This window comes from Cupriavidus sp. 8B, from assembly GCF_054589115.1.
Genome location: NZ_BAAILO010000056.1, coordinates 26,228 through 39,557, shown reverse-complemented (window position 1 = coordinate 39,557; position 13,330 = coordinate 26,228). Strand labels below are relative to the sequence as shown.

Genomic DNA, 13,330 nt, shown 5'->3' with positions numbered 1-13,330 from the left:
AACACCATGCGCAGAGGCTTCGGCACACGCGTCAGCAAACCTTATCAGACATTCCTAGCGGAGACCCCCAACCCTGGTAGCCGGGATGGGCGGAAGAAGAAATGACGATGAGACCACGATGACTAAACCCACCAATATCGGACGTCGACAGTTCCTCAAAATTCTTGGCGTTGGGTCTGTTGCCGTCTCGGCCTCGGCCTTGGGCATGGGTACAGCTTGGGCACAGGCTCCGGCCGGCGTGCGCCCCTACAAGCTGCTGCGTGCGAAAGAGACGCGCAACAATTGCACCTATTGCTCGGTCGGGTGCGGCCTCTTGATGTATTCGCTGGGTGACGGCGCCAAGAACGCGAAGCCCCGCATCTTCCACATCGAGGGTGATCCCGATCACCCGGTCAGCCGTGGTTCGCTCTGTCCCAAGGGCGCGGGGCTGCTGGACATCGTCCATTCGAAAAACCGGCTGCTGTATCCGGAATACCGCGCGCCGGGGTCGAAGGAGTGGGTGCGCATCAGTTGGGACGATGCGACGAAGCGCATCGCCCGCCTGCTAAAGGACGACCGCGACAAGAACTTCATCGCGCGCAACGAGAAGGGCCTGTTAGTGAACCGCTGGCTGAGCTCGGGCATGCTCGCCTCGTCGGCGGCCTCCAACGAAACGGGGGTTCTCGACTTCAAGTTCGCCCGCTCCCTGGGCATGCTGGGCCTGGACTGCCAGGCGCGCCTGTGTCACGGGCCAACGGTTTCGGCGCTGGGGCCGTCCTTCGGCCGCGGCGCGATGACGAACCACTGGGTGGACATCAAGAACGCCAATGTCGTCGTCGTCATGGGCGGCAACCCGGCCGAGGCCCATCCGGTCGGCTTCAAATGGGTGATCGAGGCCAAGATCAAGAACAAGGCCAAGGTCATCGTCATCGATCCGCGCTTCAACCGCACAGCCTCGGTTGCCGATATCTTCTCGCCGATCCGGGCGGGGTCGGACGCCGCCTTCCTAATGGGTATGGTCAACTGGCTTCTGCAGAAAGACAAGATCCAGCACGACTACGTGCGCGCTTACACCAACGCGTCCCTGATCGTGCGCGAGGATTTTGGATTCGACGAAGGGCTGTTTTCGGGCTTCAATCCCGAGAAGCACGCCTACGACAAATCCTCCTGGAACTATGAACTCGACAAGGCGGGGAACGCGAAACGCGATCCCTCGATGCGCCATCCGCGCTGCGTGCTGAGCCTGCTGAAGAAGCACGTCTCACGCTACACGCCCGAGAAGGTCGAGGAGACGACAGGCGTCAAGAAGGCCGACTTCCTGCAGATCGCCGAGATCGTCGGCTCGTGCTCGGCGAAGGACAAGACGCTGACCTGGCTTTACGCGCTCGGCTGGACGCACCACACCGGCGGCGCGCAGATCATCCGCGGCGCGGCGATGATCCAACTGCTCCTGGGCAATGTCGGCATGTCCGGCGGCGGCGTGAACGCGCTGCGCGGACACTCCAACATCCAGGGTTATACCGACCTTGGTCTTCTGTCGGTTCGGCTGCCGGGCTACATGGACCTGCCCATCGACAGGCAGCAGACGCTGAAGCAATTCCTGGCCGATGCCACGCCAAAAGCCATGCTGCCCGATCAGGTGAACTACTGGAAGAACCTGCCCAAATTCTTCGTCTCACTGCAGAAGAACCTGTTCGGCAAGCATGCCACGGCGGAGAACAACTGGGCCTTTGATCTGCTGCCGAAATGGGACCGCAGCTACGACATGCTGGCTTATTTCGACCTGATGTACGAGGGCAAGGTCAACGGCTATGTCGTCCAGGGGTTCAACCCCCTGGCGGCGATGCCTGACAAGAACAAGTCCTCGGCCGCGCTGTCGAAACTGAAGTTCCTCGTGGTCATCGACCCGCTGGTGACCGAGACCTCTAACTTCTGGCGCAACGAAGGCAAGTTCAACGACGTCAAGACCGAAGAGATCATGACCGAGGTCTTCCGGCTGCCGTCGAGCTGCTTTGCCGAAGAAGACGGGACCGTCGTGAACTCCGGCCGTTGGCTGCAATGGCATTACGCGGGCCAGCAGCCGCCGGGCGAGGCGCGGCATGATCCGGCCATCCTCGGCGGCATCATGATGGAACTGCGGCGGCTTTACGAAAAGGAAGGCGGCGCCTGTCCTGAGCAGGTGCTGCACATGACCTGGGACGAGGAGACCTATCACGATCCCTACAGCCCCCATCCCGAGGAAATGGCCAAGGAAGCCAACGGCTACGCGTTGGCAGACGTGTTCGAAGAGACCGGGAAAAAGATCCTGCGCAAGGGTCAGCTTTTGGACTCGTTCGCGCAATTGCGCGACGACGGCACGACCTCAAGCTACTGCTGGATCTTCACCGGTTCCTGGACCGAGGCGGGCAACCAGATGGCCAGGCGCGACAACACCGACACCGGCCTCGGCAACACGCCGGGCTGGGCCTGGTCCTGGCCTGCGAACCGCCGCATCCTCTACAACCGCGCCTCGATGGACGAGATGGGGAACCCTTGGGACCCCAAACGCCAGATCCTGCATTGGAACGGCGAGAAATGGGTGGGCGCGGACGTGCCCGACTTTCCGCTCACTGCGGCGCCCGGCACACCCGTCGGACCCTTCATCATGCTGCCCGAAGGCGTGGGGCGCTTGTTCTCGGTCGGCGGCATGATCGACGGCCCCTTCCCCGAGCATTACGAGCCGGTCGAGAGCCCGATCGCGAAAAACCCGCTGCACGAAAAGGTCACCCACAACCCGACCGCCCGCATCTTCCAGAACGATGCGCAGCGGATGGGCAACCGCACCGAGTTCCCCTACGTCGCCACGACCTATTCGATAACGGAACTGTTCCGCCACTGGACCAAGCACTCGCATCTGAACGCCATGCTTCAGCCCGAGCAATTCGTCGAGATCGGCGAAAAGCTGGCCTCGGACAAAGGCATCGCCCATGGCGACACGGTGAAGATCACGACCAAACGCGGCCATATCACTGCCAAGGCCGTGGTGACCAAGCGCATGCGCACGCTTCAGGTGGCCGGGCAGGCGGTCGAGCAGATCGGCATCCCCTGCCATTGGGGCTTCGAGGGGGCGACCCGCAAGGGCTATCTCGCCAACACGCTGGCGCCGGGCGTTGGCGACGCCAATTCGCAAACCCCGGAATTCAAGGCATTCCTCGTAAACATTGAAAAGATGACGGGAGCACAGGCATGAACTCGCAGAACATCATCCGTCGCTCCGCCTCGTCGGAACTGACGCCGGCCCCTCGAATCCGCGACCATCAGATGGAAGTGGCCAAGCTGATCGACGTGTCGATCTGCATCGGCTGCAAGGCGTGTCAGGTCGCCTGCAACGAATGGAACGACCTGCGCGGCGACGTGCAAGAGAATGTCGGCGTCTACGACAATCCGCGCGATCTGTCGCCCAATACCTGGACCCTGATGCGCTTCACCGAGCATGAGGACCAGGCGGGCAAGCTGGAATGGCTGATCCGCAAGGACGGCTGCATGCATTGTGAGGATCCCGGCTGCCTGAAAGCCTGCCCGGCGCCCGGCGCCATCGTGCAATATGCGAACGGCATCGTCGACTTCCAGTCCGACCTTTGCATCGGCTGCGGCTATTGCGTCGCGGGCTGCCCCTTCGATGTGCCGCGCATTTCCAAGAAGGACAACAAGGCCTACAAGTGCACGCTCTGCTCGGACCGCGTCTCGGTCGGGCAGGAGCCTGCCTGCGTCAAGACCTGCCCGACCGGCGCCATCTCCTTCGGCTCGAAGGCAGAGATGCAATCCCTCGCCGCCGAGCGCGTGGCCGAGTTGAACGAGCGCGGCTATGCCAAGGCCGGCCTGTATGACCCGGCGGGGGTCGGCGGCACCCACGTGATGTATGTGCTGCAACATGCCGACGACCCGAAGCGTTACGCGGGCTTGCCGAAGGCCCCGGAGATCAGCTCGGTCGTCTCGGGCTGGAAGGATGGTTTGAAACCCGTCGCCGCCGTCGTCGGCGCGGCGGCCGTGGTGGGAATGGCGGCGCATTTCATGGCGGTTGGCCCCAACACCACCGAAACAGACGATCACGACGCCCCGACTGACGGTGCGGCATAAGCGGAGACCGGAAATGGCGACCAACAACGACAGGATCCTGCGTACGAGATTCGCCGAGCGGCTGTGTCACTGGGCGATGGTGTTCTGCTTCTTCCTCGCGGCGGCTTCGGGAATCTCGTGGTTCTTCCCGACGGTGAGCTGGATGAGCGGCTTACTTGGCACGCCGCAGATGGCGAGGCTGCTCCACCCTTTTCTCGGCATCGCGGTATTCGCGGGGCTTTGCTACATGTTCGTGCGCTTCGTCGGCTACAACCTGCCCGCGCGCACCGACGCGATCTGGTTCCGCCGCGCCAGGGAAGTGCTCTTGAACAAGCATGGCGGCGAACCGCTGCAGATCGGCAAGTACAACGCCGGCCAGAAGGTGCTGTTCTGGCTCATCATGGCTTCGATACTGGTCCTGCTGATATCGGGGTTGATCATGTGGCGCGCCTATTTCGCCGAGTACTTCCCGATTTCCGTGCTCCGTCTGGCGATCCTGGCCCATTCCGTCGCGGGGATCGGGTTGATCCTACTGATTGTGGGCCACATCTATCTGGCAATCTGGGTCCGCGGCTCGATCACGGGCATGGTGACGGGCTACGTCTCGCGCGCCTGGGCCAGGCAACACCATGACCGCTGGTATGGCGAGTTGAAGGCGAAAGAGTCGAAAGCGGCGAAAGCGAAGGGGCACGAGGCATGAACCAACATCAGACAACGCCGGGAGCACTGCCATCGGGCGAGGCCTCCCGGCATTTCACCCCGCTGCTCCAGCCAGACCTTGCCGGTCTTTACGGCCGCCGCGCCGCGCGCCTGCGCGCGCTGGCCGAAGGGCACGGCCTTGCCGACTACCTCCGTCTGGCCGCCCGCGTGGCGGAGGTGCAGGCATCGCTTCTGCCCGAGGCCGGTGGATCCGGACCAGTAAATGCCAGAGCCTTCCCGCAGGAGGGGCAGTGGGGCCCCCTGCTTGATCGGCTGATTGAGCAGCTTGCACACGATGTTCCCGCCCCGGTCGCCCCGCATCTTGCGGCACTGCGCGCCCTCCCCGCGGATGCGCGCCTTGGCGCCGCCCAGGCGCTGACCGAGGGTCGCTTTGACGCAGTGCCGGCGGCAATCGCTCCCTTCCTCTGGGCTGCGCTCTCGCTGCAATGTGCCAGCGCCGCGCGCGCCGCTCCCGTGCCCGCCAGCGGCCTGGCCGAGCACGCGTCTTGCCCGGTCTGCGGCACTGCCCCCGTGGCAAGCCTGATCCTGATCGGCGATCGCCAGAGCATGCGCTATCTGCATTGCGCACTCTGCGAGAGCGAGTGGCACATGGTGCGGGCGAAATGCACCAACTGTGGCGATGCCTCGGACCTTGACTACCTCAGCTTCGACACTGCCGAAGCCACGGTGCGCGCCGAAAGCTGCGGCGTGTGCCACGGTTATCTGAAGGTCATTTCACTGGAACGCGACCCGCAGGCCGAGGCCGTGGCCGATGACCTGGCCACCCTGGCGCTGGACGATGCTGTGACGGCGGAGGGCTATCAACGCACCGGGTTCAATCCGTTCGCTCTGCCGGGATGAAGCCCTGCCCGACGCGATGCGCGCGTGATCGAGCGGCATGGCGCTGCCGCTTGCCACGTCATCACACTTCGCCGCCTGCCTCTGACTGCGCCGGGAGCCCGTCGTCGCGCAGCCACACGATGAACTCGGCGCCCTGCCCCAGCGTGCTTTCCACCGTGATGCGGCCGCCATACCGCTCCACCAGCGCATAACTGATCGACAAACCCAGCCCGGTTCCCATCTGCTTCTTGGTGGTGAAGAACGGGTTGAACAGGTTGGGCAGGTCTTCTTCCCGGATGCCCTGGCCGGTGTCGCGCACATAAAGCGTCACGCCCTGCCCGTCCCAATCGCGCGTACCCAGCGTGAGCGTGCCGCCCCCGGGCATGGCGTGGATGGCATTGGTCAGCAAGTTGACCACCACCTGCTGCAGTTCGCTGCGGCTGATGCGCACCTGCCGCGTGGCCTGGCAGTCCAGCTCGACCCGGATCGCGGCGCCCTTCAGCATATGCTGGACCAGTTCGACGCAGCCTGCCGCGACCTCGCCCACATCCAGGTTCTCGATACTGCCGGCGTAGGCTTCTGGACGGACAAACTGCAGGAGCCGGTTGGTCAGCAGCTGAATACGGCGGACCTGTTCGTCGATCAGCCGCAGTTCATGCCGGACCGGTTCCGCAGCCGGGCCCAGGATCTCGCGTGCCACGTCCAGGTTGCCCTGGATCACGGCAATCGGATTGTTGACTTCATGCGCCACGCCGGCGGTAAGCTGCCCGGCGACGGCGAGCTTCTCCGACGTGATCAGCTGCTGCCGGGCAGCCCGCAAGACGGCGTTGGATTCCTCCAGCTCGCGGGTGCGCTCGGCCACCTTGCGATCGAGCGAGTCCGCCCAGTCCTTGAGCTGGGCATTGCGCTGCTGCAGGTCCGACAGCAACTGGTCGAACTGGCCGGCAAGCTGGCCCAGTTCGTCTTCGCTGCCCACCGGGCCTACCCGTGCCTCCGTATCGCCGGCCTTGAGCGCGCGCATGGTGCCGACCATCCGTGCCATCGGCGCGAACACGCGCCTGGCCCATAGCAGCGAAAACAGCGCCCCGGCCACGGCCAGCAGCAGGAACAAGCCCACCAGCACGCCCAGCGCCAGGTCTTTGGCCTGGCTGATCGGCCTGGCCAGGTAGCCCACGTACAGCATGCCGATGCGCTGGCCGCGGCTGTCGGCGATCGGCTCATAGGCGCTCATGTACCTGTCGCTTACGACGAAGGCCAGGTCCAGCCATTTCTCGCCGCGCAGCAGCACCTTGTCGCGCACCTCGCGCGAGACCCGCGTGCCCAGCGCCCGCTCGCCATGGAACAGCCGCACATTGGTGGCAATGCGTGTGTCGTCCAGGAACAGCGTCGCCGTGCCCTGGCTGCCGCGGGGCAGGGATTCCGGCTGGTAGACCAGCGCGTTGATCGTGTCGATAAAGCCGAGGTTGTTGTTCAGCAGCGTGCCGCCGTGCAGGATCGCCACCAGTTTGCCCGCTTCGTCGAACACCGGCGCCGCCGCATGCACCACCATGCCGTGGGTTTCCAGGGTCTTGTCGGTGGGGGCCGCATTGGCTGTGGGGCGCAGCGCCACCTGTGCGCGCCGGGCAAGCTCGCCGGAGACAGCGGTCAGCTGCGTGGCGGACCAGGCGTCGGTGGCGACGTCCGCGCGGCCGGCCACGGCGCTGGTCACCACGCGCCAGGCGGCGTAGTCCGACCCTGCCGCGCCGGCCGGCGCAGCGGCTAGCAGCCGCCCTTGCGGATCGAGCAGCTGCAGGAAATCGAGCCCGTGCGTGCGCCGCGCGTCGGCCATGATGCCGGGCAAGGCGTCGCGGCGGCCAAGTCCGTCCACCAGCGCATACGACCTTGCCTCCTGCAGGACACGATCGCCCACGCCGCCCACCATATGCTCGAAGTATTCATGGGCGACCAGCAGGTCGCTGTTGACCTTGTAGGCCAGCAACGCCTGGAACGCGCGATTGCCCCACAACCCCATGATCAGCAGCAGCGCCACCAGCGCCACCAGCAGGGGCGCGACCACGATCGACACAAGCTTGGCGCGCAGCGAGGCGCGATAGCAGCGCAGCAGTGCGGCCGGGCTCAAGGACGCAGGCCCCACTGCAGGCATTTCCGGTCCAGGGTGCGGCGCGAGATGCCCAGCCGGCGCGCTGCTTCCACCCGGTTGCCGCCCTCCGCCGCCAGCACTTGCAGGATGTGCCGCCGCTCCACCGCCTCCAGCAATGTGGCGTCGTCGGCCGGCGTGGCTGCGTCCTCGCAGGCCTCTTCCGGCAGGCCGGCCTGCGCCGGATCGGCATGCTGCGCCAGCAACTCGACCGGGTATTCGCCCAGGATCAATGCCCGCTCCACCAGGTTGCGCAGCTCGCGCGCATTGCCTGGCCAGTCATAGCCCTTGAGCAGCCGGATCAATGAAGGCGACTGCGGTACCGGGGGCAGTCCGAGCTGCGCGGACAACTGCTCCGAGAAATGCTCGGCCAGCGGCACGATGTCTTCCGGCCGCGTGCGCAACGGCGGGATGGCGACGGACACTACGTCGAGCCGGTAGTACAGGTCCTGCCGGAAGCGCCCGGCGGCAACCTCGCTGGCCAGGTTGCGGTTGCCGGCGGCGACGATGCGCACGTCCACGGCAATCTCGCGCTCGCTGCCGAGCGGCCGGATGCGCCGGTCTTCAATCACCCGCAACAGCTTGGCCTGCATCGGCAACGGCAGCTCCGAGATCTCGTCCAGGAACAGCGTGCCGCCGTCGGCATAGAGGAACAGGCCGTGACGCGCCCCGGCCGCGCCGGTGAAGGCACCCTTGGCGTGGCCGAACAATTCGCTTTCGATGATCTCGGGCGCCATCGCGCCACAATTCAGCGGCACGAACTGGCCCTGCCGCCCGCTGAGCCGGTGCAGCTCGCGCGCCACCACTTCCTTGCCGGTGCCGGACTCGCCCGTCACCAGTACCGTCGATGGCATCGGCGCCACACGCGCGACCAGGGCCATGACCTTCTTCATGGCTTCCGACTCGCCGATGAAGTGCTTGTGGATGGTGTACTTGTCCAGCTCGCGGCGCAGCAGGTAGTTCTCGCGCGCGAGCCGGGTCCGGTCGAAGCAGCGCCGGATGGCATTGAGCATCTGGTCGACGCGGAACGGCTTGACGATAAAGTCCGCTGCGCCCGAGCGTAGTGCGGCGATCGCCGTGTCCATGTCGGCGAAGGCGGTCATCAGGATCACATCGGCCGGGTTGCCGGCCGCGCGCAGTGCCTTGAGCCACTCCACCCCGCTGATGCCGGGCAGCGCCACATCGAGCAGGATCAGGTCGAAATGGCGTTGCTCCAGCAGCGCGGCGCCCGCTTCGGCGCTGTCGGCCGTCACTACGCTGTCCACCTTGCCTTCCAGCGCGCGGGACAGGAACGAACGCATGCCGGCCTCGTCGTCCACCACCAGGATCGCGCGGCGCTGCCAGTTGTCTGGTTCGGCTGCGTTGCTTTGTCGTTCGCTCATCACTTTAGTTGTTGCGGGGGCAAGAGGAGAGTCTATCGACAGTGCGCTGTCCGCCTGTATTGGGAGTAAACCGAGCCAGCCGCGGAAATCGCGGCCGCAGATGGACAGTTTGGCCCGGGCGAGGGGCCGCCGCCAGGACATTTTGTCCACGGCTTCGCCTGGCGGCACCGTCAGCGCGCTGCAAACCATTGACGGCAAACGGAATCCGCCATGGGCACAGGTCTTGCTGAACGACGCACTCCAGCCCATCGCACCACGCGCAAAAAGAGGCTGCCACTTCCAGGTAGGAGACAACTTCATGTCATATCCCGCGCAAGCGCAAACGCCGTCGCAATCCTCGCAGCAGCGGTCCCAACATGCGCCGCCGTCCCGGCCATCGTCGCGCCCCTCAGCCTTCTCCAAGGAGGCCATCATCGCCGGCCCGGGCTTCAACCGCTGGATGGTGCCGCCTGCCGCGCTGGCGGTGCACCTGTGCATCGGCCAGGCCTATGCCTTCTCGGTTTTCAACGAGCCGCTGACCCGGATCATCGGCGTCACGCAGTCCGCCCCAGGCGACTGGCAACTAACCACGCTGGGCTGGGTGTTCTCGCTGGCGATCTTCTTCCTCGGCATCTCGGCCGCCTTTGCCGGCAAGTGGCTGGAGAAGGTCGGGCCGCGCCGCACCATGTTCACGGCGGCGTGCTGCTTCGGCGGCGGCTTCCTGGTGTCGGCGCTGGGCATCTGGCTGCACCAGATCTGGCTGCTGTACCTGGGGTACGGCGTGCTGGGCGGGGTCGGGCTGGGGCTCGGCTACGTGTCGCCGGTCTCCACGCTGATCCGCTGGTTCCCGGACCGCCGCGGCATGGCCACCGGGCTCGCGATCATGGGCTTCGGCGGCGGCGCGATGATCGGCGCGCCATTGTCGGTCGCCTTGATGAACCACTTCAAGAGCGCGACCAGCGCGGGCGTGGCGCAGACCTTCCTCGTCATGGGCGTGGTCTATTTCATCTCGATGTCGATCGGCGCGCTGGCCATCCGCATCCCTGCCCCGGGCTGGGCGCCCCCGGGCTACGTGCCCACCGCCAAGGCCAGCAAGATGGTCACGCACGCCAACGTGCATATTGACCAGGCGCTGAAGACGCCGCAGTTCTACCTGCTATGGCTGATCCTGTTCCTGAACATCACGGCCGGCATCGGCGTGCTGGGCCAGGCCGCGGTGATGATCCAGGAAACCTTCAAGGGCACCATCACTGCCGCCGCCGCGGCCGGCTTTGTCGGCCTGCTCAGCATCGGCAACATGACGGGGCGCTTCCTGTGGAGTTCCGCCAGCGACTACTTCGGCCGCAAGGTGACCTACGCCATCTTTTTCGCCTTCGGCGCCGCGCTCTACATGGCCGTGCCGGCCGTCGGCGCGTCCGGCAACGTGGCCCTGTTCGTGGTCTGCTACTTCCTGATCCTCACCATGTACGGCGGCGGCTTCAGCACCATTCCGGCCTATCTGGCCGACATGTTCGGCACGGCCTACGTCGGTGGCATCCATGGCCGCCTGCTGATCGCCTGGGCCGCCGCCGGGATCGCCGGGCCGGTGCTGGTGAACTACATCCGCGAGCACAAGCTGGCAATGGGCGTGCCCAGGTCGGAGGTCTACGTCGACACCCTGCACATCATGGCAGGCCTGCTGGTGGCGGGTTTCGTCTGCAACCTGCTGATCCGGCCCGTGCATGAGCGCCACCACCTGCGCGAAGTGGCCAGCGCCGCCTGAACGCCATTCCCCAACACACAGGAACCCCAGCCATGCAAAACGACCGCACTTTCGGCAAGACCCTGCTGCTGCTCGCGTTCTGGGCCTACGTGCTCATCCCGCTGGGCGCGGGCATCTGGTCGACCCTCGGCAAGGCCATGACGCTGTTCAGCTGAGCGCCCGCGCCGGCCGTCCGCTGCATCCCGATCCGTCAATGCAGCGGCCGCCGGCGCAGCCCATGGAGCTGGTTCCGGATCGTCGATGCAGCGGGATCCATCCATGACTGTGATCCCGCGCAATAGCGCTATCTGTATTTGCTTTGTGGCGCCTGGTAAGCGCTTCTTCCGGCTCTGCAAACTGAGCTTTAGCGGTTCCGCAAGAACTGTATCCTTCGCGGGCAGGCTGTAGTCCCTACGCTTGTCCGTAGTGTCGCGCGACACGCCGTCGTGCCGGCGGCAACCCCACGGAGAGCACATCGATGCACGGACTCACAGCGCTGGAACTCGCTCGAATCCAGTTCGGATTCACGGTTTCCTTCTGGATCGGCATATTGCTTCGCTGATCCAGGCCTACCAGTACAAGCTGGATGGCAAGACGGCCAAGGCCGAGGCGATCCGGGCCTTCTACACCGACTATTTTGCGGCGATGGACCTGCCGGCCGAATTCTATCTCGAGACCGTGAGCTGGGTGTTCCAGCAGCACGCCCTGAACTTCGTGCGCGTCACCGGCGCCCGGCGCCTGGTGGTCACGCGCGTCGCGGTGGCTTCGGCTTGCGCGCGCTCGGCCCGCCGCAGCGCCTCGGCCAGTTCGGCCAGCAGGCGCTCCTGCGCCCCCTGCCCCTGCATGAGTGCCTGCTCTGTCGCCACCCACTGCCGGCTGAGCGTGTCGCGCTCGGCCTCCAATCGCGCCCGTGCCTCGGCCCCTGCCACGGCGGCGTCTTGCGCCCTCGCCTGCGCGCCCTTCTGGCGAAGCATGCGCTCCTGGTCGATCTCGCGCAGCGCGCGGCGCTCGGTGGCGCTGGCCCATTCCTGCGCCACCGCGACCTGCTCGCGCGTGCGTTCCAGTTCCGTCAAGAATTGGGTACGCAACTCCTGCAACTGCCGCTCAAGCGCCTCCACTCGACGCTGGCCCTCCTCCTGACGCGCCTGCGTGGCCGCGTGGGCCTGGCGTTCGGCGCCGAATTCCTCTTGTAGAAATATGCCCGCGCGCGGCGAGCATGAAAAAGCCACCCAAAGGTGGCCGTGACAATAGTTTGCAGTTGCGGAGACGACGGCATCCTAAAGTAAGGTGTCCGGGCGACCTACCTCGACAGGCATTACCCGAATGCCAGGCACTCCCAAGCGCCTGGCTATTTTTGCGTCCAGCGGCCTTTTACACTGGCCATCCGGTTTCGATGCCTTCGACCAAATCAGCGACGGCCTGGAGATCGAGCGCAACTCGCCATGTTCCTTGCCTTCAAAGAGCACATGCCGAAGGTGTCGCAGGTAACGGCTCCGCTCATAGCAGCGCTTCGCACAGATATTGCACTGGAGCCCCACGAAGCGGACTTGACCGAGATCTACGCAATGACGCGCGACGCTGGCACAGACGCCATGGATGCCGTTATCAACACTCTAGAAGGTGAGATTGCCTCAGCAAAGCAAGAGCTTGCCGCTATATACCGAGATGACGACGAGGCATGATGATATCAGTGCGGAAAGCCCACAAGGGACTACCGAGGCAGCCGGGGTGAAAGCGGCGCAGGCTCCGCCGCCATCAGCTCCGTCGGATACGCCCGCATAAAGTGTGCGCGCGCTCGGGATCCCAACATGTCAGCCGCGGCTGCCAGCTCGGTGCGCAGCTCTGCGACCGCCTGCTCGCCCTTCTGGCGCAGCGTGCGCTCCTGGTCGATCTCGCGCAGCGCGGCGCTCGGTCGCACTGGCCCGCTCCTGCGCGACGACGACCTGCTCGCGCTTGCGTTCCAGTTCCGTCGAGAATTGGGTACGCAGATCACTCAGTTGCCGCTCGAGCGCCTCAGCCTGGCGCTGCCCTCCTCCTGACGTGCCTGCGTGGCAGCGTGGGCCTGGCGCTCGGCGTCCAGTCCCCCTTGTAGCGCCGCGCGCTTGCTATGCTGCCTCGAGTTCGGCCCGCACGAGTGATGAGGGTGCCACCAGCCCCCATTGCGGCACGCCTTCCGGTAGAACTCGCGTTTGAGCGGGTCATCTCCAACTCAATTGTCTACCCACTGCGTAGACAATGTCCTCGCCCTTTGGAATCCTCAGCGAACCGCAGCATGTGCCGCAAATTCTTAGCACTGGAGCTACGACCATGCTGATTGACTGGCGACAAAAAGGCACACTATCAGCCCGGCTTGCTACGCGGAGCTGCGCGTCCACCCGGTCTCTTCCCGATCAGAAGCAGCCAGGGAGTCGCCTCGACCTCAGCCTCCGCGCGCTCGGCGCGACGCATCATGCCTGCTCCCTCAGCCGGCCGGTGGAG

Annotated in this window: 11 protein-coding genes; 9 read left to right on the top strand and 2 right to left on the bottom strand. The window is 65.2% G+C overall.

Features of this window, described 5'->3' with window-relative positions; all coding sequences use genetic code 11:
• Positions 1–118: 118 nt before the first annotated feature.
• Genes fdnG through fdhE form a run of 4 tightly spaced genes read left to right on the top strand, consistent with a single transcriptional unit; the run spans position 119 to position 5,634 of the window.
• Complete coding sequence (gene fdnG / locus ACYP5B_RS05370) at positions 119–3,208, top strand: formate dehydrogenase-N subunit alpha (protein WP_459568862.1); 3,090 nt, start codon at positions 119–121, stop codon at positions 3,206–3,208.
• Complete coding sequence (fdxH, locus tag ACYP5B_RS05365) at positions 3,205–4,095, top strand: formate dehydrogenase subunit beta (RefSeq protein WP_459568861.1); 891 nt, start codon at positions 3,205–3,207, stop codon at positions 4,093–4,095. Before fdnG ends, fdxH begins: the two co-directional genes overlap by 4 nt.
• 13 nt (positions 4,096–4,108) lie before the next feature.
• A complete protein-coding gene (locus ACYP5B_RS05360) occupies positions 4,109–4,774 on the top strand; it encodes a formate dehydrogenase subunit gamma (RefSeq protein ID WP_459568860.1) in 666 nt (221 codons plus the stop codon).
• Positions 4,771–5,634 carry a formate dehydrogenase accessory protein FdhE gene (fdhE, locus tag ACYP5B_RS05355; RefSeq protein WP_459568859.1) on the top strand — a complete coding sequence of 288 codons (864 nt, stop codon included), beginning with the start codon at positions 4,771–4,773 and terminating at the stop codon, positions 5,632–5,634. The genes ACYP5B_RS05360 and fdhE overlap by 4 nt, the downstream gene beginning before the upstream one ends.
• A 61-nt stretch (positions 5,635–5,695) precedes the next feature.
• On the opposite strand, the gene ACYP5B_RS05350 is transcribed toward fdhE, so the two are convergent.
• Together ACYP5B_RS05350 and ACYP5B_RS05345 are read right to left on the bottom strand one after the other, a co-directional pair.
• A complete protein-coding gene (locus ACYP5B_RS05350) occupies positions 5,696–7,756 on the bottom strand; it encodes a sensor histidine kinase (RefSeq protein ID WP_459568858.1) in 2,061 nt (686 codons plus the stop codon).
• Positions 7,729–9,132: a sigma-54-dependent transcriptional regulator gene (locus ACYP5B_RS05345; RefSeq protein WP_459568857.1), complete on the bottom strand. Its 1,404-nt coding sequence runs from the start codon at positions 9,130–9,132 to the stop codon at positions 7,729–7,731. The genes ACYP5B_RS05350 and ACYP5B_RS05345 overlap by 28 nt, the downstream gene beginning before the upstream one ends.
• Positions 9,133–9,430: 298 nt before the next feature.
• On the opposite strand from ACYP5B_RS05345, the gene ACYP5B_RS05340 reads away from it, so the two are divergent.
• From ACYP5B_RS05340 to ACYP5B_RS05320, 5 genes are all read left to right on the top strand, one after another.
• The gene (locus ACYP5B_RS05340) at positions 9,431–10,873 is read left to right on the top strand and encodes an L-lactate MFS transporter (protein WP_459568856.1); all 1,443 of its coding nucleotides are present in this window, start codon (positions 9,431–9,433) and stop codon (positions 10,871–10,873) included.
• A 32-nt stretch (positions 10,874–10,905) separates the two neighbouring features.
• Positions 10,906–11,028, top strand: a complete 123-nt coding sequence (locus ACYP5B_RS05335; RefSeq protein ID WP_459568854.1) for an MFS transporter small subunit — start codon at positions 10,906–10,908, stop codon at positions 11,026–11,028.
• Between the two features lie 346 nt (positions 11,029–11,374).
• Positions 11,375–11,992 (top strand): hypothetical protein, encoded by a 618-nt coding sequence (locus ACYP5B_RS05330; protein WP_459568881.1) that lies wholly within the window; start codon positions 11,375–11,377, stop codon positions 11,990–11,992.
• Positions 11,993–12,294: 302 nt separating this feature from the next.
• On the top strand, positions 12,295–12,534 hold the full coding sequence (locus tag ACYP5B_RS05325) for a hypothetical protein (RefSeq protein WP_459568852.1): 240 nt from the start codon (positions 12,295–12,297) through the stop codon (positions 12,532–12,534).
• 126 nt (positions 12,535–12,660) lie between these two features.
• Positions 12,661–12,891 (top strand): hypothetical protein, encoded by a 231-nt coding sequence (locus ACYP5B_RS05320; protein ID WP_459568850.1) that lies wholly within the window; start codon positions 12,661–12,663, stop codon positions 12,889–12,891.
• The last annotated feature ends 439 nt before the right edge of the window (positions 12,892–13,330 follow it).